21 protein-coding genes and 8 tRNA genes are annotated in these 21,466 nt (G+C 60.1%); 14 read left to right on the top strand and 15 right to left on the bottom strand.

Annotated elements, in window-relative coordinates; all coding sequences use genetic code 11:
- Positions 1–3: 3 nt before the first annotated feature.
- The gene (gene mltF / locus WBK19_RS03590) at positions 4–1,530 is read right to left on the bottom strand and encodes a membrane-bound lytic murein transglycosylase MltF (RefSeq protein ID WP_511287009.1); all 1,527 of its coding nucleotides are present in this window, start codon (positions 1,528–1,530) and stop codon (positions 4–6) included.
- Positions 1,531–1,557: 27 nt separating this feature from the next.
- Here mltF and WBK19_RS03585 point away from each other — a divergent pair.
- The 5 genes from WBK19_RS03585 (at position 1,558) to WBK19_RS03565 (ending at position 6,456) form a co-directional block, all read left to right on the top strand.
- Positions 1,558–1,645 (top strand) — tRNA-Ser (locus tag WBK19_RS03585).
- Positions 1,646–1,840: 195 nt separating this feature from the next.
- Entirely contained in the window at positions 1,841–2,047 is a 207-nt protein-coding gene (locus WBK19_RS03580; protein ID WP_511287007.1) for a type II toxin-antitoxin system HicB family antitoxin, read from the top strand.
- A 75-nt stretch (positions 2,048–2,122) separates the two neighbouring features.
- On the top strand, positions 2,123–3,100 hold the full coding sequence (locus WBK19_RS03575) for an ABC transporter permease (RefSeq protein WP_511287005.1): 978 nt from the start codon (positions 2,123–2,125) through the stop codon (positions 3,098–3,100).
- Entirely contained in the window at positions 3,100–4,479 is a 1,380-nt protein-coding gene (locus tag WBK19_RS03570) for an ABC transporter permease (protein ID WP_511287145.1), read from the top strand. The genes WBK19_RS03575 and WBK19_RS03570 overlap by 1 nt, the downstream gene beginning before the upstream one ends.
- Positions 4,480–6,456 carry a dipeptide ABC transporter ATP-binding protein gene (locus WBK19_RS03565; RefSeq protein WP_511287003.1) on the top strand — a complete coding sequence of 659 codons (1,977 nt, stop codon included), beginning with the start codon at positions 4,480–4,482 and terminating at the stop codon, positions 6,454–6,456.
- Between the two features lies 1 nt (position 6,457).
- On the opposite strand, the gene WBK19_RS03560 is transcribed toward WBK19_RS03565, so the two are convergent.
- From WBK19_RS03560 to gltX, 8 genes are all read right to left on the bottom strand, one after another.
- Positions 6,458–7,966, bottom strand: coding sequence for a transglycosylase SLT domain-containing protein (locus WBK19_RS03560; RefSeq protein WP_511287001.1), 1,509 nt, complete (start codon positions 7,964–7,966; stop codon positions 6,458–6,460).
- 115 nt (positions 7,967–8,081) lie between these two features.
- A tRNA-Asp gene (locus tag WBK19_RS03555) sits at positions 8,082–8,158 on the bottom strand.
- A 12-nt stretch (positions 8,159–8,170) separates the two neighbouring features.
- Positions 8,171–8,246: transfer RNA gene (locus tag WBK19_RS03550), tRNA-Glu, on the bottom strand.
- Positions 8,247–8,277: 31 nt separating this feature from the next.
- Positions 8,278–8,353: transfer RNA gene (locus tag WBK19_RS03545), tRNA-Ala, on the bottom strand.
- 88 nt (positions 8,354–8,441) lie between these two features.
- Positions 8,442–8,518, bottom strand: a tRNA-Asp gene (locus WBK19_RS03540).
- Positions 8,519–8,535: 17 nt separating this feature from the next.
- Positions 8,536–8,611, bottom strand: a tRNA-Glu gene (locus WBK19_RS03535).
- 24 nt (positions 8,612–8,635) lie between these two features.
- Positions 8,636–8,711: transfer RNA gene (locus WBK19_RS03530), tRNA-Ala, on the bottom strand.
- 64 nt (positions 8,712–8,775) lie between these two features.
- Entirely contained in the window at positions 8,776–10,170 is a 1,395-nt protein-coding gene (gene gltX, locus WBK19_RS03525; RefSeq protein WP_511286999.1) for a glutamate--tRNA ligase, read from the bottom strand.
- A gap of 96 nt (positions 10,171–10,266) precedes the next feature.
- Between gltX and WBK19_RS03520 the strand changes: the two genes are divergently transcribed.
- The 5 genes from WBK19_RS03520 (at position 10,267) to WBK19_RS03500 (ending at position 12,959) form a co-directional block, all read left to right on the top strand.
- A tRNA-Val gene (locus WBK19_RS03520) sits at positions 10,267–10,341 on the top strand.
- Between the two features lie 113 nt (positions 10,342–10,454).
- The gene (locus tag WBK19_RS03515; RefSeq protein ID WP_511286997.1) at positions 10,455–11,351 is read left to right on the top strand and encodes a hypothetical protein; all 897 of its coding nucleotides are present in this window, start codon (positions 10,455–10,457) and stop codon (positions 11,349–11,351) included.
- A 3-nt stretch (positions 11,352–11,354) separates the two neighbouring features.
- Positions 11,355–12,038, top strand: coding sequence for an HD domain-containing protein (locus WBK19_RS03510; protein ID WP_511286995.1), 684 nt, complete (start codon positions 11,355–11,357; stop codon positions 12,036–12,038).
- A gap of 57 nt (positions 12,039–12,095) precedes the next feature.
- The gene (locus tag WBK19_RS03505; protein ID WP_511286994.1) at positions 12,096–12,416 is read left to right on the top strand and encodes a DUF5710 domain-containing protein; all 321 of its coding nucleotides are present in this window, start codon (positions 12,096–12,098) and stop codon (positions 12,414–12,416) included.
- Positions 12,417–12,746: 330 nt separating this feature from the next.
- Positions 12,747–12,959 (top strand): hypothetical protein, encoded by a 213-nt coding sequence (locus tag WBK19_RS03500; RefSeq protein ID WP_494647800.1) that lies wholly within the window; start codon positions 12,747–12,749, stop codon positions 12,957–12,959.
- Between the two features lie 298 nt (positions 12,960–13,257).
- Here WBK19_RS03500 and nifM read toward each other — a convergent pair whose 3' ends face one another.
- Genes nifM through nifV form a run of 6 tightly spaced genes read right to left on the bottom strand, consistent with a single transcriptional unit; the run spans position 13,258 to position 17,343 of the window.
- Positions 13,258–14,067 carry a nitrogen fixation protein NifM gene (nifM, locus tag WBK19_RS03495; RefSeq protein WP_511286992.1) on the bottom strand — a complete coding sequence of 270 codons (810 nt, stop codon included), beginning with the start codon at positions 14,065–14,067 and terminating at the stop codon, positions 13,258–13,260.
- 4 nt (positions 14,068–14,071) lie between these two features.
- Complete coding sequence (locus WBK19_RS03490) at positions 14,072–14,530, bottom strand: nitrogen fixation protein NifZ (protein WP_494647802.1); 459 nt, start codon at positions 14,528–14,530, stop codon at positions 14,072–14,074.
- On the bottom strand, positions 14,527–14,868 hold the full coding sequence (nifW, locus tag WBK19_RS03485) for a nitrogenase-stabilizing/protective protein NifW (RefSeq protein ID WP_511286990.1): 342 nt from the start codon (positions 14,866–14,868) through the stop codon (positions 14,527–14,529). Before nifW ends, WBK19_RS03490 begins: the two co-directional genes overlap by 4 nt.
- 10 nt (positions 14,869–14,878) lie before the next feature.
- Positions 14,879–15,421, bottom strand: a complete 543-nt coding sequence (locus WBK19_RS03480) for a hypothetical protein (protein WP_511286988.1) — start codon at positions 15,419–15,421, stop codon at positions 14,879–14,881.
- Between the two features lie 4 nt (positions 15,422–15,425).
- A complete protein-coding gene (gene cysE, locus WBK19_RS03475) occupies positions 15,426–16,211 on the bottom strand; it encodes a serine O-acetyltransferase (protein WP_511286986.1) in 786 nt (261 codons plus the stop codon).
- Complete coding sequence (nifV, locus tag WBK19_RS03470; RefSeq protein ID WP_511286984.1) at positions 16,204–17,343, bottom strand: homocitrate synthase; 1,140 nt, start codon at positions 17,341–17,343, stop codon at positions 16,204–16,206. Before nifV ends, cysE begins: the two co-directional genes overlap by 8 nt.
- Positions 17,344–17,802: 459 nt before the next feature.
- Here nifV and WBK19_RS03465 point away from each other — a divergent pair, with 459 nt between their 5' ends.
- The 4 genes from WBK19_RS03465 to WBK19_RS03450 all read left to right on the top strand — a co-directional run bounded on the left by WBK19_RS03465 (position 17,803) and on the right by WBK19_RS03450 (position 21,442).
- Positions 17,803–18,486 carry a thiopurine S-methyltransferase gene (locus tag WBK19_RS03465; RefSeq protein ID WP_511286982.1) on the top strand — a complete coding sequence of 228 codons (684 nt, stop codon included), beginning with the start codon at positions 17,803–17,805 and terminating at the stop codon, positions 18,484–18,486.
- Positions 18,483–19,100: a 2OG-Fe(II) oxygenase gene (locus tag WBK19_RS03460; protein ID WP_511286980.1), complete on the top strand. Its 618-nt coding sequence runs from the start codon at positions 18,483–18,485 to the stop codon at positions 19,098–19,100. The genes WBK19_RS03465 and WBK19_RS03460 overlap by 4 nt, the downstream gene beginning before the upstream one ends.
- A 399-nt stretch (positions 19,101–19,499) precedes the next feature.
- Positions 19,500–20,765, top strand: a complete 1,266-nt coding sequence (locus WBK19_RS03455; RefSeq protein WP_511286978.1) for a sensor histidine kinase — start codon at positions 19,500–19,502, stop codon at positions 20,763–20,765.
- The gene (locus WBK19_RS03450; RefSeq protein WP_511286976.1) at positions 20,765–21,442 is read left to right on the top strand and encodes a response regulator transcription factor; all 678 of its coding nucleotides are present in this window, start codon (positions 20,765–20,767) and stop codon (positions 21,440–21,442) included. The genes WBK19_RS03455 and WBK19_RS03450 overlap by 1 nt, the downstream gene beginning before the upstream one ends.
- Positions 21,443–21,466 lie beyond the last annotated feature (24 nt).

Below are 21,466 nucleotides of genomic sequence, written 5' to 3'. Positions count from 1 at the left end.
GGTTCAGTCTTTGACTTCCTGTCCAATGGTCGGCAGACGCAGCGTAGCCTCCCCCGTCTCTTCCTGTTCCGTCGCCGAGATCGTCTTGGCGGCGGCAATCCGCTTGACGTAGGCCTTGCGCCGCTCTTCAATTTCAAGCACCAGCCGCGTCAGACCAGCGGCGGCGGACGGCGTTGGGGCAAAGGGTGAGGCGTTGCGCAGCAGGATGTCGTAATAGCTGCGGATGTTCTCGACCAGAATGACCGCTTCGCCACCGCGCGCCCGGCCCGTTTTGACCATGCTGAAATACTTGGGCTGGGCCAGTTTGGGCAGCACGCGTTTCATCTCGTACCACGAATTGGGGTCGGTTTTCAGGTGTTTGGCCAGCATCCGGGCGCCGTTGAAATGGCCGGGGCCGATGTTGTAGGCGGCGAGCGCCAGCCAGGTGCGATCCGGCTCGCTGACTTCCTCCGGCAACGCTTCCTTGAGCATGTTGATGTAGCGGGCGCCGGCCAGGATGCTTTCGCTCGGATCGAGACGGTTGCTGACTTGCAGGTGATCGGCTGTCTCTTCAGTGAGCATCATGATGCCGCGCACATTGGTGTAGCTGGTCGCGTTCGGATCCCAGTTCGACTCGTGGTAGGCGACGGCGGCGAGCAATCGCCAGTCGATGCCGGTCAATGCCTGGGCAGCCTGAAAGGACTTGCGGAACTTGGGCAGCGTGGTCTCGACTTCGCCGAGGAACTTGATCACATCGGCCTGGGTCAGTCGCCGGACATGGCCGAGATAGCGGTCCTCCAGCCGGGCCAGCGTGCCGTCGTGCTGGACGCGTTCGATAAAGGTGTTGAGCCGTTCGCGCAATTCCGGGTTTGGATGCTTGCCCAACTGCCAGACAACCGGCTGCGTCTGGCTGAGGGGCAGGGTGGTGCGCAGGTTGGGGACGAACTGGTTGGCGATGTCTGCGAAGTTTTCGTCGATGGCGACGTATTGAATGCCCTGGCTGCCCAGCTTTTCGAGCAGTTCGAGGATGTCTCCCGTGCTGAATTCAACGACTCTGAGCCCGGGGATTTCCTTGGCCAGCCGATTCAGCGTGGCGGCTTGGCGCGAGCCGGCGATGACGTGGACGGTCTGGTCGGCCAGTTGCTGCAACTCGGTGAGCGGCAGCGAGGCATCGCTCTGGGCGAGGATGTCGCGGGTCAGAAAGATCGGTGGGGTGGCCTGAACATCGGGGTCGGTTCCCGGGGGCAACCAGGCGGCGGCAAGGTGATATTCATTGCTGGCCAGACGGTCATCAAGCTGATCGGGTTCGACAACCTCGAATTTGACGGCGACGCCAAGTTCCTGGGCAAAGGTCTGGGCCAGATCATATTCAAGCCCGGTCGGGTTACCGTTGTCGTCGGTTGCATAGGTCAGCAGACCCGGCTGGATCAGTACCACCAGGTCGTGCTGGGCCGGCGTCGGAAAGGGCAGCGGCAGGCGCGACCCGACGTAGCCGCAGGTAGCGACAAAAAAACAGACAGCGAGCAGTGATAGGCGTTTTATCCAGTTCATCTGTTGTGCTATTATGCCGGCCGCTGCGGAGAGGTGGCAGAGTGGTCGAATGTACCTGACTCGAAATCAGGCGTACTGCAAGGTACCGTGGGTTCGAATCCCACCCTCTCCGCCAGCACCTAATTTCAAGCGCCTTTCGGGGCGCTTTTTTATTGGTCCATCACGAAATACGCTTGATTGAAGCCCGGCGAGACGCGCACTTTACCGTTACGACCCTGGTCTGCAAAGGCAAGAAAAATTAAGAAATGTAAAACGCATGGCACGGCCGGGCTGTGTCGCGGTATCCGGAAACCATTTCAGAATCACACTCATGGCTGAAAAACTGAACTTCACCGTCGATCTTGAGGATGGCGTCTTTGTCGCCCGCTGCATCGAACTGGACATTGTGACCGATGGCCTGACTAAGGCCGAAGCCATCGAAAACCTCAAGGAGGCGCTGGATTGCTACTTCGCCAATCCTGATGAACGACTCGATCAGCGTCTGCAGGGCGCTGACGATGAGGACGGTGCCCGGTAGACGGCCACGTCGGGCGATTTGCCCGGCCCAGCTTTGTTTTAGCACTTCTCGCCGGCTCTTGGCATAATCGGGCCAATGCTCGCTTACATCATCCGCCGCCTGCTTTACGCGCTCCCCATCCTGATTGGGGTAAACCTCGTTACCTTCGCGCTGTTCTTCGTCGTCAATACGCCGGACGACATGGCGCGCATGCAGCTTGGCGTCAAGCGAGTGACGCCGGAGGCGATCGAAAAATGGAAGGTGGAGCGCGGTTACGACAAGCCGTTGCTGATCAACGCCGAAGCTGGCGGGTTGGCCAGCGTGACCAACACCATTTTCTTCGAGAAATCGGCGCGCATGTTCGTCGGCGATTTCGGACGGGCCGAGGATGGCCGCGACATCGCCCGCGAAATCGGCAACCGGATGCTGCCCTCGCTGGCCATTGCCTTGCCGACCTTTATTCTCGGCCTGTTCGTGACCATCACCTTTGCGCTGACGCTGGCCTTCTTCCGCGCCACGGCCTTTGATTTCTGGGGCGTTGTTTTGTGCGTCGCGGCGATGTCGATTTCCGGGCTGTTCTACATCATCGGCGGGCAGTATCTGATCAGCAAAGTCTGGCGGCTGGTGCCGATTTCAGGCTTTGGGGCCGGGCTCGAGGCGTGGCGTTTCTTGATATTGCCGGTGCTGATTGGGGTCGTTTCCGGCATTGGCTCGTCGACGCGCTGGTACAGGACGATCTTCCTCGAGGAGGTCAGCAAGGATTACGTGCGTACCGCCCGCGCCAAGGGCCTGCCCGAGACGCTGGTTTTCTTCCGCCACATTTTGCGCAATGCGTTGATTCCGATCCTGACCGGTGTCGTCGTCGTTATTCCGCTGCTCTTCATGGGCTCGCTGCTGACTGAATCCTTCTTCGGCATCCCCGGCCTCGGCAGCTACACCATCGACGCGATCAACGCGCAGGATTTCTCGGTGGTGCGCTCCATGGTCTTCATCGGCTCGGTGCTCTACATCGTCGGCCTGATCCTGACCGACATTTCCTACACGCTGGTCGATCCGCGGATACGCTTCGAATGATGGGCTTTCAGGTCGTCGTGCTCTGGTCGGATATGCTGATCTGGTTGCTGGTCGTTGCAGGGCTGGGCGTTGGCGTGCTGATCGCGAAAAGCCCACCGCTGCTCGCCGCCTGGCGCCGGGTCGGGGCGAACCGGATCGGCATGGCCTCGGCAACGGTACTGCTCGCCTTCATCCTGATCGGCCTGCTCGATTCGCTTCATTATCGGGCGCAGCTGGAAAGCAAAGCGGGGCAGAAGGCGGTTTATGCGATCGAGGTGTTGTCGGTGCTCGATGCGCTGGCCGCGCCGCTGCGTTCGCGCAACGAGAAGACTTATTCCGAACCGTTTGCCACCCGGCTCTACGCCAAGGAAACCATCGACGTGCTGGGGCAGGGAACGGTGCGCGACTATCCGCGACTGAAGCACGGCGGCCAGCATCTCGGCGAACGCGAGGATGACGTTGCGGCTGATGCCGGCATGACGGCCTTCAAGGCCGGCGCGCTGGCCTTTATCGGCTGGCTGGGCGTGTTCGGCGCGGTTGCCACGGTCAACCGGAAAAAAAACCCAAAATTGAAATTGCGTGAATCGGCCTTTGCCTGGGATGCCGTGCTGCTCACGCTGCTGCTCATGCTGGTTTTTGCTGTCCCGCTGTTCTGGCTGTCCGGCTACTACCACGTCTTCGGCACCGACAAGGTCGGCCAGGACGTGCTCTACCAAATCCTCAAAAGCGTGCGTACCGGGCTCATCATCGGCCTCGTCACGACGCTCGTCATGCTGCCCATGGCGGTGTTGCTCGGCATCGTCGCCGGCTATTTCCGCGGCTGGGTCGATGACGTGATCCAGTACATCTACACCGTGCTCAACTCGATCCCCGGCGTGTTGCTCATCGCCGCCGCCGTGCTCATGATGCAGGTCGTCATCGACACGCATCCGCAATGGTTCTCGACCGCCGCCGAGCGCGCCGATCTGCGTCTGCTCGCCCTGTGCTTCATCCTCGGCATCACGAGCTGGACGGGGCTGTGCCGGCTGCTGCGCGGCGAGACGCTCAAGCTGCGCGAACTCGAATACATCCAGGCGGCGCAGGCCTTCGGCGTGTCGAACTGGCGCATCATCGTCCGCCACATCCTGCCCAATCTCATGCACATCGTCATCATCGCGCTGGTCATGGACTTCTCCGGGCTCGTGCTGGCCGAGGCCGTGCTGTCCTACGTCGGCATCGGCGTCGATCCGACGATGACCAGCTTCGGCACCATGATCAACAACGCCCGCATGGAACTCGGCCGCGAACCGGTCGTCTGGTGGTCGCTGGTCGCCGCCTTCGCGGCGATGTTCATTCTCGTCCTCGCCGCCAACCTGTTCGCCGACGCCGTGCGCGACGCATTCGACCCGAGGGCTGCGTAAATGTTGAAGGTCGACAACCTCCGTCTTGGCTTCACTGCCGGCAAGAAAACGCTGGCTGCGGTCGACGGCATTTCCTTCTCGATTTCCAAAGGCGAAACCTTCGCCCTGCTCGGCGAATCCGGCTGCGGCAAGTCGGCCACGGCGCAGGGCGTCATGCGCCTGCTGCCCGCCGCCGGGCGCATTCTCGAAGGCCGCGTTGCCCTCGAAGGCGAGCCACTGCTCAGCCTCTCCGAAGCCGACATGCGCGCCTACCGCGGCGGCCGCATGGCGATGATCTTCCAGGAACCGGCGACCAGCCTCAACCCGGTGCTCACCGTCGGCCGCCAGATCGGTGAAGTACTCGAACGCCACCTGAACCTACGCGGCGCGGCGGCAACCGAACGCATGGTCGACCTGCTGCGTCAGGTCGGCATCGCTGATCCCGAACGCCGGCTGACCGAATACCCGTTCCAGCTCTCGGGCGGCATGAAGCAGCGCGTCATGATCGCCATCGCCCTGGCCGGCGAGCCGGAACTGCTCATCGCCGACGAGCCGACCACTGCCCTCGATGTCACCGTCCAGGCCCAGATCCTCGATTTATTGGCCAAAATTCAGGTTGACCGTGGCATGGGCATGCTGCTCATCACCCACGACCTCGGCGTCGTCGCCCGCATGGCCCACCGTATCGGCGTCATGTACGCCGGCGAACTGGTCGAAGTGGCCAGCCGCGAAGAATTCTTCACGCAGCCGCGCCATCCCTACACGCAAGCGCTGTTCGAGGCGCTGCCGGAAATCTCGCGGCGCGGCCTCAAGCTGACTACCATTCCCGGCCAGGTCCCATCGCTCGCCGCCATGCCCAGCGGCTGCCGCTTTGCTGACCGCTGCACCCACGTCATGCCGGTCTGCCGTGAAGTTTCTCCGCCGTGGCGCGAGGTCGCCGATGGCCACACCGTCCGTTGCCACTGGCAAGGCGAGGCGGAAGCGGACGAAGGAACCCGCCATGCCGTCACCGAACTCGACATCGATCCCGGCAAGCCTTTCCTGCAAGTTGGCGACCTCAAAGTCCATTTCCCGATCCGCAAGGGCTTCCTGCAGCGCACTGTCGGCCACGTCCGTGCGGTCGACGGCGTCTCGCTGGCCATTTCCGCCGGGCGCACACTGGCCCTGGTCGGCGAATCAGGCTGCGGCAAGACGACAGTCGGCAAGGCGCTGCTGCAGCTGATCCAGCCCACGGCCGGCAGCGTAAAGCTGGGCGGCAGTGAACTGGTCGGCCTCAAAGGCCGGCGCTTGCGTGCCGTGCGCCGGCACATGCAGATGATTTTCCAGGATCCGTTCGCCTCGCTCAATCCACGTCTGCGCGTCGGCGAAATCATCGCCGAAGGCATGGGCGCGCTCGGCGTCGAGACGGATTCCGCTGCGCGGGCGGCAGCGGTCGCAGCATTGCTCCAGCAGGTCGGCCTGGCGAGCGAAGCCATCGACCGCTACCCGCACGAATTCTCCGGTGGCCAGCGCCAGCGCATCGCCATCGCCCGCGCCCTGGCTGTGCAACCAGAACTGCTCATTTGCGACGAGCCGACTTCGGCGCTCGACGTTTCAGTGCAGGCGCAAATCCTCAATCTGCTCAAGAAACTGCAGGCCGAACTTGGCGTTGCCTACCTGTTCATCACCCACAACTTCGCCGTAGTCGAATATCTGGCCCATGACGTTGCCGTCATGTACCTCGGCCGCATCGTCGAGCAGGGCAGGGCGGAAGAAATCCTGCGTTCGCCGCAGCATCCCTACACGCAAGCCTTGTTGTCGGCCGTTCCGGCACCGCATCTGGATAGTCACAGCACGGTTATCCGTCTGCCCGGCGAAACGCCATCGCCGGCCAATCCGCCGAGCGGTTGCCACTTCCATCCGCGTTGCGCACAGGCGATGGATGTCTGCCGACTACGCTATCCAGCCGTTACCGGCATTTCAGGAACGCACACCGTCAATTGCCATCTCGCCGGCTAATTTAGCGGCGTTTGCCGTTCGCTGGCTTCGCTGGTTTTGTCGCGCCACCTTTGGCTGGTTTGGCGCTGCCGGTTTTCGCGTTGCCATTGCTGGCGGCCCTGGTCACTGACTTTCCTGTCTTGCCCTGTCTGACGCCAGTTCCACGTTGCTTCCCACCATCCATCGGCGAGGCTTTGACGCTCGATTCAGCCTTGCTGCACTTCTTCGCGACGCGCTTGCCCTTGCCAGCCTTGCCGCAACGCGCCGAGGGCTCCGGCTCGATGATGTGCTGTGGCGTTGATGTGTTGAGCAGGATGTTGAGGCTGGCCGAGCTACCGCTGCCCGGTACCAGCAAGGTCGACCCGGCACCGAGTCGGACTCGTTCCGAGAGGCCGTTGGCGCGGGCCAGTTCGCCGGGCGTTGTGTCGAAATTGGCGGCGATGCGGTCCAGTCTTTCCGGAGCGGTCAGCGTGTAGGCCTGCCATTGCGTCAGCGGGGACTGCGTGTTTTGCAGGTTGGCGCGGAAGGCGTCGAGCTTGTCGGCGGGAATCACGACGGGGGTCGCCGCCTTGATGACCGGTCGGTTGTGCGACGGGTTGAGGCGCTGGAATTCCTCTTCCGTCATGTTCGCTAGGCGGGCCACCGTCTTGACGTCCATCGGGCGCCGGGTTTCCAGCGTCGCAAAGTAGGGCTCGTTAGGGATCATTGGCAGATCAAGGCGGGCCATCAGCGCAGGGTTGCCGAGAATGTTCTTGAGCGCCTGCAGCTTCGGCACGTAATGCCGGGTTTCGTTCGGCATCGTCAAGTTCGGGTAGTCGGTCGGCAGGCCGCGCGACTCGTTCTTGCCGATAGCCCGCTTGACGGCGCCTTCGCCCCAATTATACGAGGCCAGGGCCAGATGCCAGTCGCCGTGCATCTCGTAGATGGCCTGCAGATAGTCGAGCGCGGCACCGGTCGACGAAACGATGTCGCGCCGCTCGTCGCGCCACCAGTTCTGCTCGAGATTGAAACGCTTGCCGGTCGCCGGAATGAACTGCCACAGGCCGGCCGCGTGCGCCGGCGAGTAGGCGTTCGGGTTGAACGAACTTTCCACCATCGGCAGCAGGGCCAGTTCCGTCGGCATGCCGCGCGCCTCGAGTTCCTCGACGATGTAGTGCAGGTAGGGGCGACTGCGCGTGACCATCCGGCGCAATGCATCGGGACGATTCTGGTACCACTGCTGGTAATAAAGGACCAGATCATCGTTGAGGTCGGTCATCGCGAATCCGTTGCGGATGCGCTCCCACAAATTGGTCGAGTGCTGCGTGAGGTCGATGGTGGCCGGCAATGGCGGCACCGAGTGTATTTCATGGACAGTCAGCACGTCGTCGGCAACCAGACCCGGTTCGGCCAGCGACGGCATGCTCAGCGAGGGGAAGCTCGTTACGTCCATGTCTTCGGCCAGCGCCGGAGCAGAAAGCGTCAACAGTGCTGTGCCAAGCGTTGCGGCAAAGATTTGGCGGACGAGCGACAGGACGCTGCGATGCTGCATGAATTGGGCTCCTGGCACTGACGAGTCGACTAAGCCGGCGATTATACCCCGGTGGGGAAAGTCCATTTTTCGCAGGTGAACTAAAAAGACCAGCCTGGGCTGGTCTTCAAGAAGTTGGCGGAGTGGACGGGACTCGAACCCGCGACCCCCGGCGTGACAGGCCGGTATTCTAACCAACTGAACTACCACTCCGCGCTAAAACCTTGGCGTCCCCACGGGGATTCGAACCCCGGTTACCGCCGTGAAAGGGCGGTGTCCTAGGCCTCTAGACGATGGGGACCCGGACTTTCAGTACTACCTAGTTCGGCGCTTGGTGGAGGTACGCGGGATCGAACCGCGGACCTCTTGCATGCCATGCAAGCGCTCTCCCAGCTGAGCTATACCCCCACATTCGAGAGACAGCCGAACTATCTGGATACGAGGCGTTTGCCTCCTACCCGAAAAAAAACCGGACTTATCCGGTTCTCTTCAATGTTGGCGGAGTGGACGGGACTCGAACCCGCGACCCCCGGCGTGACAGGCCGGTATTCTAACCAACTGAACTACCACTCCATTTACTACCAAAACCTTGGCGTCCCCACGGGGATTCGAACCCCGGTTACCGCCGTGAAAGGGCGGTGTCCTAGGCCTCTAGACGATGGGGACCCGGACTATTTTCTTTCGCACTTTTGGTGGAGGTACGCGGGATCGAACCGCGGACCTCTTGCATGCCATGCAAGCGCTCTCCCAGCTGAGCTATACCCCCGCCGCGAAAGAAGGCCGCATTATAGGGACCTGCTTGGTCCTTGTAAAGGGCCTTTCGCGATTTTTCAGAGATGTTTCGACAGAGCCATGACAACGTGGTCGCGACCGATCATCTCAACCAGGGCGTCAACTGACGGCGCCTGCGCCTGGCCGGTCAGAATGACGCGCAGCGGCATCGCCAGCTTGGGCATTTTCAAGCCGTGCTTGCCAATGACTTCCTTGACCAGTGCGCTGATCGCCGGCGTTTCCCAGGCGACGGTGGCGAGGCCGGAAACAAAATCCGCCAGGGCCGGAAGGGCTTCTGCCGAGAGGTGCTGGGCGAGCAATTCCGGATTGGCTTTGACCTTTGTGTAGAAAACCTCGACGGCATCGGCCAGCACGTTCAGCGTGTTGCTGCGGTCGACATACAAAACAACGGCTTTTTCAAGATCAGGACCAGCCTTGGTGTCGACGCCGCGCGCCGACAGGATGGCCTTGACCCGGGCGGTGAGTTCGGCTGGCGGTGTCAGTTTCATATAGTGCTGGTTCAGCCACAACAGCTTCTCGGTATTGAACTGGGCGGCCGAGGCGGTGATATGGTCGAGGTCGAACCATTCGACGAACTGTTGGCGCGAGAATACTTCTTCATCGCCGTGCGACCAGCCGAGGCGGGCGAGGTAGTTGATGACTGCCTCGGGCAGGAAGCCATCCTCATCGTATTGCATGACGGAAACAGCACCGTGGCGCTTCGATAGCTTGGCGCCATCGTCGCCGAGGATCATCGAGAGGTGGGCGTAGGTCGGCACTTCGGCACCCAAGGCAGCGAGGATGTTGATCTGGCGTGGCGTGTTATTGACGTGGTCGTCGCCGCGGATGACGTGGGTGATGCCCATGTCCCAGTCGTCGACGCAGACGCAGAAGTTGTAGGTCGGCGTGCCGTCGGCGCGGGCGATGATCAGGTCGTCGAGCTCTGCGTTGGCGATCTCGATGCGGCCCTTGACCTGGTCGTCCCAGGCAACGACGCCATCTTTCGGATTCTTGAAGCGGATGACCGGCGGGACATCAGCCGGCGGCGTCGGCAAGGTCTTGCCTGCTTCCGGCCGCCAGCGGCCATCGTAGCGCGGCTTTTCCTTCTTCGCTTCCTGTTCGGCCCGTAGCGTGTCGAGTTCTTCGCGGCTGGTGTAGCAGTAATAGGCGCTGCCGGCAGCCAACATTTGCTGGATGACTTCCTTGTAGCGCTCCATACGCTGCATCTGATAGAACGGACCTTCGTCATGTTCCAGTCCAAGCCACTGCATGCCATCGAGAATCGCCTGCACGGCTTCCGGCGTCGAGCGGGCAACGTCGGTGTCCTCGATGCGCAGGATGAAGGTGCCACCGTGACGTCGGGCATAGGCCCAGGAAAACAGTGCAGTGCGGGCGCCGCCGATATGAAGATAACCGGTGGGGCTGGGGGCAAAACGAGTGCGGACAGGCTTCATGGGATGCGTGATCTATGCGGAAACAAAGGGTGCTATTCTAGCCGACCCGCGTTTGACCGGCTTGGCGACTTATGGTTAAATGCGCCCCTCTCAAGTGGGCGGTTAGCTCAGCGGTAGAGCACTGCCTTCACACGGCAGGGGTCACTGGTTCGATCCCAGTACCGCCCACCAAGTCTGAGAAGCCAAAGACCCGCACAGCGCAATGCTTTGCGGGTTTTTTGTTGCTTGTAGATGTGACTCCAGCGTCCCGCATCCGCATTTGGGATATCCCTTTAAGGTGATTCATGAACAGACTGATTGCGGAACTGACGCGGCTCTATTTTCTTCCTGAGCAGGAGTGGCTGAGTTGGCAGCGGAACGATAACGGTGAACGGGATTATGTTGGCGAAGGGAAGCTGACGCCAGATATCCTCGCCGAGCGACTGACGGCTGGAAGCAATGTCGGACTCACCCTCGTCAGTCCGGCTGGAATGCTCCGCACGATGGTCATCAGCGTTGAAAGAGGCAGCTACTGGGATCATTTGGCTGTCCTCTATCAAGGTGTTCAGGAAGATTTTGACTTGCCGGCGCCAGCCATCTCCGTTTCCGTTGAGGATGGTTATCAAATCTGGTTTTCGCTGGCTGAGCCCGTGCCATGTCAGCAGGCGCAGTTTTTCTTGAATGCGCTCCGGGTTAAATATCTTGCCGATATCCCCTTGTCGAGACTGAAATTTCGGCCGGCTGCTGAAGCGTGTGCGAATGCTGACGCGCTGACGGTCCTGCCGCTGATGCAGACCCTGGACGAACCCGCTGAGCGCTGGTCTGCATTCATCGACCCCAGCATGGGAAGCATGTTCGTCGAGGAAACATGGTTGGAAATGGCGCCAAATCTGGATAAGCAGGCGGCTATGCTGGCTAGTCTTGAAAGTATCAAGTCTGAGGATTTCCGGAGGGTATTGACTCTCCTTCAGGCGGATGCAGCTCTTTCCGCTTCAATGGATGGCAACACACGTTCAGGTAGTGACGCGGGTCCGCAAAACTTCGCGGCAAATCGCCTGCGGTCGTCGCTTGGTCTGGGCAGTAATTTTGAAGATCCAAAGAGCTTCCTGATGGCTGTCATGAATGATCCGGATAGCAGCGTTCGTGACAGGATTGAGGCGGCCAAGGCGCTTTTGCCATACTTCGAAAGTCTTGGGGTTTAGGGAATGTCGGGCGATGCATCTCAATACAACGCGTCGGATTTGGTCGAGCGCGTCGCAAGTTTTATCAAAGCCAAGTTTGAGGCAGAGAGCTCCGGACACGACTGGCACCACATCCGTCGTGTCTGGCAACTGGCAAGACAGATTGCTCAGCGCGAGGGGGCAAATCCGGAAGTCGTGGAGTTGGGCGCTCTGGTGCACGATATCGCCGACTGGAAATTCCACGATGGTGACGATACCGTCGGTCCCCGCCAAGCCGGGCGCCTGCTTGCCGACGAGGGGGCTTCATTGAGCGTTATCGAGCAGGTCGTCGGAATCGTTGCAACCATCTCCTACAAAGGGGCGGGGGTGAAGACGGAGATGGCCTGTCTTGAGGGCAAGTGTGTGCAGGATGCTGATCGACTGGATGCAATCGGAGCCATCGGCATTGCCCGCTGCTTTGCCTATGGCGGACACGCCAATCGTCTGATGTACGATCCCGATGTGCCGCCAGTCATGCATGCTACGGCAGAGGCCTACAAAGCCGCGAAAGGCACCAGCCTCAATCACTTTTACGAGAAGCTATTCTTGCTGAAGGCGCGCATGAATACGACGACGGGCAAGGAGCTGGCAGAAAGTCGTCATCGTTACATGGAGGAGTTTGTTAACCGATTCCTCGAAGAATGGGGACCGGGTTCCGGATCGGTGTAATGGTTCCGATGTGGTCACTATAATTCGCGCCCAACACGCCACAGAACCGGGAGCAAAATGCGTATCAATTTGAAGGTTCCCTTCGCAGAGAAGGAACAAGCCAAGAAGCTGGGGGCGCGCTGGGATGCTGCCCGGAAGATCTGGTATATCGAGCAGCAGGCTGACATGGCGCCTTTTGCCAAATGGTCACCTGTTGCCCACGACGGTATTGGTGGCGACGAAGCGCCGCCGCAGAAAAAAATCTCGGCACCCAGGCAACAGGGGAGCGGCAAAGTGCATGTCGGTGCCGATTACGTCGAGCAGCCGAAAGTCTGCGATTGTCTGCCGTGGGACTCTTGCCAAAAATGTGAGCCTATGCTCCTGAAAAATATCTGCTAATTGGCGTCTGACGAGGTTGTCACTGGCGCCCGGTGCGATGCCAGCATCGAACATGCCTGTTCTGGGTGATCGCTACAAACTGGTACAAAGCGTTGCAATGCACATCAACTCGCGGGGCGCCGTAAATGTGAATATGGTTACCAATTGATGACGCTGATCGAGCCAGAAGTCCGCCCTCGATTGTTCCCATCAAGGCTGCTGAAGCTCGGTACATCCGCGCTTCGTTATGATTCACGATTGGCCGGGGAGTCGATCAATATTTTCTGGTTTTAATCGCGATGCAACTTTAGTAGGATTATTGACGCAAAACCACACGGGAGATTTGGCCGAATGAAAGTGAAGTCTTCAATCGAACGCGGTGCTGAGTATCTCTGCACCAAACTGGGTGATGTCGTAACCGCCATTGAACAAGTCGCAGTGGTCAAGGGTTTGGCCATGTGGGAAGTCGAGCGAAAGATAGGGGCCGGAATAAGGAAGCGGCTGATTGTCTCGGAGCGTTCGCTGGTGCCGCAACAGCTATCCGGAGCAGGAAGTCCGGCTTAGGAAGATTTGCTTGAAAGGCCAAGAAATAGACTGGACTTTCCAAATCAGAGGCGTATTCTGAAGTTGAGTTCTGGGTAGTAACAGGTTTCACCAGAACGGAGTTTTTGTTAAATGACTGGAGGTTCTATGGTTGATAGTCCGCCGCAGTTTGATAAGAAGTCTGAGTAGCATCCCAACGGCAAAACGCCGAACACCCAGGCCATGAGAGCCTTGGTCAAAGATCTGAGAAGCCCATGTCTAAAACGCATGGGCTTCATGCTTTGTGGCTACCGAGTTTGTCGGTCAGCCGGGGGCACGGCTAGGGTTGTTCCTTGATCCAGTCGCGCTGGGCTTCGCGGCGGCGTTTTTCGGTGAGTTTTTCGATGATCCGCGGACAGGCTTCAGCGAAGGGCATCATGCCGAAGGGCAGGATTTCGTCGCAGCGCAGGATATGCAAGCCCATCGGCGATTCGAGTACTTCGGAAACTTCGTCAACCGCAAGTTCAAAGGCCGCCGGTTCGAGCTCCGGGAAGAGCTGCTGGCGCTTGACGGTGCCGAGCTTTCCGCCTTCCATCGCGGTCGGACATTGCGAATGGCGGAGCGCAGCCTGACTGAAATTTTCGACGTTTTTTCCGGTTGACCGTAGATCATCAAGCGTTTTCGCGGCGATTGCCTTCTCTATCGGATTCGAGAAGGTGATCAGGATGTGGCGAAGGCGGCGGGCTTCCGGGCGGTCGAAGGCTTCCGGGTGCAGGCGGTAGTAGATCTCTGCATCGACTTCGGTGACCGCCGGAACGGCTGAGGCGACTTTGTCGAGCACGGCTTCGATGCGCAGATCGCGTTCGACGGCCTCGGCCAGTTTGTCGGCGTTGAGGCCGTTGCGTTCGAGGTCGGCCGCCATGTCGTCCGGGCTGGCATAGCGCTGGCGGATTTCGTCGAGCCGGGTGGCGATGGTTGGAGCCGGAACCACGACCTGGGCAGCGGTGGCGCTGGCCAGAATGCGTTGTTCAAGGCGAGCCTGCTTGCTGGCGACTTCATCAAGGCGAGCCTGTTCGGCCTCGCTCAGCGTGTCGGGCGCTTTTTTGAACAGTTCGTGGGCAAGCTTGAGTTCAAGGTAGCCGTGTTGCATTTGCTTACTCCGCCGGTTTGTGCGGTTCGAGGATGGCTTCAGGTATCTGCAGGACGCGCCCTGGCAGGCTGTCGAAGTGGATGTGATACGTCACGCCGTTTGCGGCATCGCGGATCACTTTGATGACTTCGCCAACGGCACCGAGTTCGACCAGCACCTGGCCGCCGACCGATAGCTGCTTGGCGGCGCGGACTTTTTCGCGGAATTCGAAGCGCGACGGGGTCCATTCATCGTCCCCGCCAATCAGTTCCTCTTCGCGGCAACCGACGATCTTGCCTTCCTCGAGGAAGTTCACCGAGTAGATGATCTGGTCCTGCAAGAAGGTGCCGACATCGACGACATAGCCAATGCTGCCGCGGCGCACCAGAAAGTCCCCCGGATCAAGACCGGGATAGGTGCCGTCATTGCGGACGTTGCGGGTGAGGCGCACGGCCTCACCGTACTCCCACTTGGCGTTCATCATGAGCGGAATACCTTGTCGAGTGACACGAAGGAGCTCATGCCGCCATCAGGCTTGGAAACGGTTTGAAAGACGGCGAAGACCTTTTCGGTCAGCGAATCCGAGGTGACGAAGTCCTGATAGGCGCGTTCCAGCCAGAGGCGGTAGATACCACGCTGCAGCTCTTCTTCCGGCGGCAGGTTGGGGGCCTGCTTCGTCAGGTAATCGTGGAAGCGCTGCAGGATGTGCAGGCGATTCACGTGAACGACAGCCGGGTCGTAGGGGACCGCGAAGTAGTCGAGAAAGTCTTCGGCGGAAACCAGGTCTTCCATGGCTTCGGCAAGGGTCAGGGTATCGTCCATGATGGTTTCCTCAGGCAGCAACTAGGGTTAATGAAGGTTCTTCGGCCGGGGCCGGGTTTTCGCTCTGGAACTCGTCGATGACTTCGAGCAGTTTGGCGGCGCCAAGGTGGTCGCGGCTGTCCAGCGCAGCAAGCCTGGTCAGGCGGTCGCGCGATTCGGTGATGCGGCCAAGGCGCAGCAGAACGACGCTTTCGGCCTTGAGCGCGAGCAAATAGAAGCGGAGCAGGCCGAAGGATGTCGCCGCGGCTGACCCGAGGCGGGTTTCGTCAATCAGCCGCCAGTCGTTGGGAATGCCGAGATGGCGGGCCGAGATGCGCTTGGCGTGGTCGGCGACGATCAGCACATCGTCAAGGCGATGCTGATAGAAATAGTAGCGATACAGGCTGACCAGAACGGTGAGATGTTCGGGGGCCAGGAGATGGGCGCGCAGCAGGGCCAGTTCGGCCGCCGGGTCGCCGTAGTCCTGCGCGGCCTGGGCGATCAGACGTTCGGCCTCGGCGGGCAGTTCGTCCTCGAAATACAGCTTGCAGTCGGAGAAGTCGAGAAGGTCCATGGGTTCAATTCACCAAGTGCATGGACTCGTGCTCGCAGCACAGGTCGCCGGCCGAGCAGGTATTGCATTGGCCACTATGATCGGGTGGTGCCGGTTCATGGCGGACTTCCGCCAGTTCCCTTTCGAGGATTTCGATGCGTTCGATCAGGCAGGCGATCGATTTGGCGACCGGGTCAGGCATCAGATTGTGATCGAGGCTGATGCCGTTTTCAGGGCGTGCCGTACCGACCCGGGTGTCGACGATCCGGCCGGGAACTCCGACGACGGTACGGTCGGCCGGCACGTCCTTGACGACAACCGAGTTGGCACCGACGCGAACACGTTCGCCGATGTTGATCGGGCCGAGAATCTTGGCGCCGGCGCCGACAACGACGCCGTCGGCCAGCGTCGGGTGGCGCTTGCCCTTGTTCCATGAGGTGCCGCCCAGCGTGACGCCGTGGTAGAGGGTGACATCGTTGCCGACTTCAGCCGTTTCGCCGATCACGACGCAGGCGCCGTGGTCGATGAAGAAGCGGCGGCCGATGGTGGCGCCGGGGTGGATGTCCACATTGGTCAGCGTCCGCCCGACGAAGGACAGGAGGCGCGCCGGAAAGCGCCAGCCGCCCAGCCACAGGCGGTGCGATAGCCGGTGGGTGAGGATGGCGTGGACGCCGGGATAGGTTGTCAGTACTTCAAGTGTCGACCGGGCCGCCGGGTCGCGCTGGAAAACGCAGGCCAGGTCTTCCTTGAGGGTCGCCCACAGGCCGGGGACTGCCAGTGCAGTTGCTGTCATGGTCATCGCTTCAGACATGGAGTTGGCTCCGGACGGAGGTCAGAAGATCGCGTAGATCGGCGGTTTCCGGTGCGTGTTTGTGTTCGGCGACAAAGTTGCGGACGCGCGGCAACATGGCCTGCGCTTCTCGCTCGCCGAGCTCGATCCCGAGGCCGGCGAAAACCACTTGCACAGCGCGCGAGCCGGAATGCTTGCCGAGGACTATGCGGTGCGACTGGCCGACTTCCTGCGGGTCGTAGCCCTGATAGTTGTCCGGGTGCTTGAGCAGGCCATCGACGTGGATGCCGGCTTCGTGCGTGAAGGCGCCGGCGCCGACGATGCTCTTCTGCCAGGGCACGGCGCGACCGGAGGCGCTGGCGACCTGGCTGGAGAGGGCGGGGAAGCCTTTGAGGCTGACGCCGGTTTCGATGCCGTAAAGCTTTTGCAGGCCGAGGACGACTTCTTCGAGTGGGGCGTTGCCAGCGCGTTCGCCGAGGCCGTTGACCGTCGTATTGACATGCGTCGCGCCGGCCTTGCAGGCGGCCAGCGTGTTGGCGGTGGCCAGGCCCATGTCGTCATGGGCGTGCATTTCGATTTCGAGGCCGGTGTTGCGGCGCAGGGTGCTGATCTTGTCGAAGGTGCCGAAGGGCTCGAGGATGCCCAGGGTGTCGGCAAAACGCAGGCGGCGGGCGCCAGCGCGTTCGGCTGTTTCGGCCAGGGCGCAGAGGAAATTCATGTCGGCGCGCGAAGCATCTTCGCAGCCGAGGCCGACTTCGAGGCCAAGGCTGAGCGCAGCGCCGATGAACTTGGGCAGTTCGCGCAGCAACCAGGCGCGGTCCTGCTTGAGCTTGTAGGAGAGATGCTGGTCGGAGGCCGGCACCGAAATGTCGATCATGTGCGCGCCGAGATCGGCGCAGGCGGCGATGTCGGTCGGGTGCATGCGGCTCCACACCATCAGGCGCGGGGCCAGCTTGAGATCGGCGACGGCGCGGATGGAGTCGCGCTCTTCGTCGCCCATGGCCGGGATGCCGACTTCCAGTTCGGGCACGCCGATGGCGGCGAGCTGGCGGGCGATGTCCAGTTTTTCGGCCAGCGAGAACGCCACGCCAGCTGACTGTTCGCCGTCGCGCAGGGTGGTGTCGTTGATGGTGACGAAAGCCGCTTGGGTCATGGAAATCTCCTCGGCTTCTTTTCAGCAAGGATGGTGCCAATTTGCAAGTTATTGAAAATACGGAGAAGTTTTTTTGTGCTGGCGATGGTGTGGGGCCAATGTAGCGAATGCGACAAATTGTTTCGTCGCGCCGTGCCGGCAATTTCGGTGATAGGCTAGTCGTCACCGGGTAGCCAAAATACCCCAACCGCACGAGTGCCTTTTCGGCCTGCATGGCTCTTTTAGTGGCCTGCTTCGCAATTTTCGAAACATGAAAGCTGGTCTTTGCGTCCCTGGCGTTGTTGCCCATCCTCGCGATAGTTAGGCTATCGCTCCGGTTCGCGCCTAGCCAGGAACACAAATCCGGCGCTTTCATTTTGTTCCGCCAATTGCGAAGCAGGCCACCAATGAAGCGTTGTGTCTTTCGATCAGAACATTTTCCTGATTCAACAACGCTGTATTTGAAGGGAAGAATCCGCCATGACCGGGCGTGACAACGAACTTTGGCAACAATCCTGGCGCGACGACGAGATCGCTTTTCATCAGCTGGCGGTGAATCCGCATCTTGTCGAATTTTGGCCAAATCTCCGGTTGACCGTGGAAGACCGGGTATTTGTCCCACTTTGCGGAAAAAGCCTCGATCTACTCTGGCTTGCCAAGCAAGGCCACAAGGTGATCGGCGTTGAACTCAGCCCGCTGGCTGTCCGCGCTTTTTTCCGTGAAAACAAGCTGCAGCCGACGTGCCGGAAAGTCGGCAAGTTTACGCTGTGGGAACATGGGCGAATCGAGATTCTGTGCGGCGATTTCTTCAAATTGACGGCGGCCGATCTGGGCGATATTTCCGTCGTTTTCGACCGCGCCTCGCTGACAGCCCTGCCTGACGACATTCGCGGCGACTACATCGCCCAACTTCGGCGCATTCTGCCCGCCAGTTGCCGCATGCTGCTGCTGACCACCGAGGAGCCGGACGAGGGCGAAACGCAAGGGCAGCCCTTTGCCGTGGCCGACGAAATTGCCAGTCTGTACACCAACGCTTTCGACATCGAGCTCAGCCATGTTGAAAGTATCTTCGAGCCTGATCCTGATTCGGCAATCTGTCAGCCGATTCGAGTCGAGCAGAAAGTCTATGTTCTGACGCCAAAACGCGAATTGTCTCCCGGGTGACTGAATGCGGTTCGACGATCAACCTGAGCCTCATTGCCGAGCAGCTGGAACGTGTTGGCTACATCGTCCTGCGGGCGCCGTTACTGAAAAAACTCTCCGCCCAATTGCTGCTCCGTTGCCAGGATGACGATTGCGGGCGCTTTCATGCTGCCAAGATTGGCCGCGGTCTGGCCAAAAAGCGGATCGACGCCATTCGCGGTGACGTTATCTGCTGGCTCGATGGCCAGGACAGCGTCGATCAAGCCTATCTGGCGTGGATGGAAGAGCTGCGCGTCGGGCTGAACGCGGCGCTTTTTCTCGGCTTGTTTGATTACGAGTGCCACTACGCCATCTACGGCTCAGGCGCCGGCTACGCCCGGCATTCGGATGTGCTGGCCGGGGCACGGAACCGCGTTCTGTCGACTGTTTATTATCTGAATGAAGCCTGGCAGGCTGCCGACGGCGGCGAATTGCTCCTCTTTGCCCCAACCGGCGATGCAGTCCTCGCCACGGTCAACCCGGAATTCGGCACGATGATCATTTTCCTGAGCGAATCGTTTCCGCATCAGGTGCTCGCCGCCCGCCATTCACGCCGCAGCATCGCCGGCTGGTTTCGCGTCAGGGGTATGGCCTGAGGTTGTCTGCTCTGTAAAGTCATGTGTATGGAATTTTCTGGTATTGCCCTTTGGTGCAGTTGTCGCCCCGCATAAACCGTCTACCATCCCTTCTGTGGCAGGTTGTGGTGATTCGGCGGATGGGGAAGGCGGCAATGGGAAAATCAGGTCCGGTTGGACAGCAGCGCGCTAAGAGCGTTTGCGGTGATCTGCCGTCTGGAAAACCACCACGATTTGTTTGCGCCGCTACGCTGAGCTGAGCGCCTGAGCCAGATGACTTTCCTTGATATTCGAACCGCTTTGCTGATGGTCGGGCTGCTCTACCTGATTCTGCCCACCATCACCTGGGTTGTGCTGGCCGGACAACACTCCCGCCAGGTTGCCCTGTGGTGTGGCGGCGGTCTGCTGGCTGGTGGCGGAATGGTGCTGTCGGGCTTGCAAGGATTTCTTCCGGAGTGGGGTAGCTTGTCGTTGGGCGTCCTGATGATCCTGTGTTCCCACTTTGCCCGCATCCAGTCCTTGCGTCTGGATCTTGGCGAACCTCTGCGGCCAGGCTCGATTCTGGCTGCGATCGTGATCCTGTTCCTTATCTTCGAAGGTATTCATCTGGGTTTGCAGAACGCCTTGCTACGTGCCCAATACAACAGTTGTGTCGGGGCAAGCTTGCTTGGCTACATTGCCATTCTCGCCTGGCGCATTGGACGTGACGAGCAGAGCCGAAGCGCCAAATGGATCGCCTGGGTCTACGCTGTGGTGGCTTGTGCCTGGCTGTTTCGCGCCTATTCGGTGCAGAGCAGTACGGTTGGCGTCAACGTGTTGACGCAAGGGCTCAGTTCGCAACTGCTCGTGCTGTCCGTCATGCTCTCTTCGGTGATCGGGCATTTCGGCTATGTTGGCCTGGCGCTGGATCGTTCGATGCGGCGCGAACTGAAAGCCGCCGCAGAACGGGCTCGCGATGAAGAAAATCGCCGACTTAGCGAGCAGATCGCCCATCTCGATCGTCAGCGCAGCCTCGGCGAAATGTCGGCATCGCTGGGTCATGAATTGACTCAGCCACTGACTGCAATCCTGACCAACGCCCAGGTGGCGAAGCGTGGGCTGCAGGCGGGACGCTTCGATAGCAACCAAACAACCGATTTTCTCGACAAAATAGTCCATAACACGCAGCGCGCCACGCAGATTATTGAGCGCATTCGCGACTTCATCCGGCCATCCATATCGCGTAACGTCCGGGTTGATCTGAACCGAATCGCCGTCGAAATCGCCGAACTGGTGGCCCATGAGGCTGATAACAGTCAGGTCAGTTTCGTGTTTCAAGCGGATGCCAAAAAGGTTCTGGTGATGGGCGACCCAATCCAGTTGTCACAGATCGTCTTCAATGTGTTTCGCAACGCTATCGAGGTGCTTTCGCAAGTCCCTCGGCGCGAGATCCAGGTCTCGTGCAGCAGCGCAGATGGGCGTGCCGTTCTGCGTATTCGTGACACCGGGCCAGCTCTTGCCCCGGAAATACTCAGCATGATCGGCAGGCCATTTTTTACGACCAAACCGAAAGGGCTCGGCATGGGGATATCGATTTCCCGAAGCATTGCCGTGCAGCATGGCGGCACATTGTCGGTGGCGAATGCAGATGGTGGCGGGGCGGTATTTGAGCTCAACTTGCCGGCCCTGCCTGAAGCGAAATATTGATGGTTCAGAATCGTTCCCGCCAGCCCGTCACGATGAGCGACGAGAAGCTTGCCGCACGCTGCGCTCGTGGCCGTATCGTCGTTATCGACGACGACACCGAAATACTGTCGGCACTGGCAGCCTTGATCGAAATGGAGGGCTACGCCTGCGAAACGCATACGTCGGCGCTCAGCTATCTTCAGGTATTGGCCAGCAACCGGCCATCTTTTCCCGGCCCCTGCTGCGTACTGTGCGATGTAAAGATGCCTGAGCTAAACGGGCTCGAACTGCAAAGCCGTCTTGCCGGGCTGGACGAAACGCCCTTGCTGCTGATGAGTGGGGATAGCGGTGCTCGTGAGGCGGTGAGCGCGTTTCGGGCCGGTGCGCTGGATTTTCTGATCAAACCGATCGATGCTGACATTCTGCTTGCCGCGCTGGTCAGTGCCTTGAGCGTGAGCGCCGCGCGGCATATACAGCGTGAACGGAAAACCGATCTGCTGGCGCGGATTGATTCCCTGACCGACAGGGAACGCGACATCGTAAGGCGTGTGGTGTCTGGCCAGACCAATCCAGCGATCGCGGAAGAGCTTGCCATTGCTTTGCGCACCGTAAAGCTGCATCGGCAGCGCGCCATGGAAAAACTTGGAGCCAGCGGGATGGCGGATCTTGTCCGCATTGCCGACGAAGGACATCTTTAGGAAACCAAGAAGCACCGGTGTGTG

Origin of the sequence: Azonexus sp. (genome assembly GCF_049652925.1) — a bacterium.
Lineage (GTDB): Bacteria > Pseudomonadota > Gammaproteobacteria > Burkholderiales > Rhodocyclaceae > Azonexus.
This window is presented reverse-complemented; position numbering and strand designations above follow the sequence as displayed.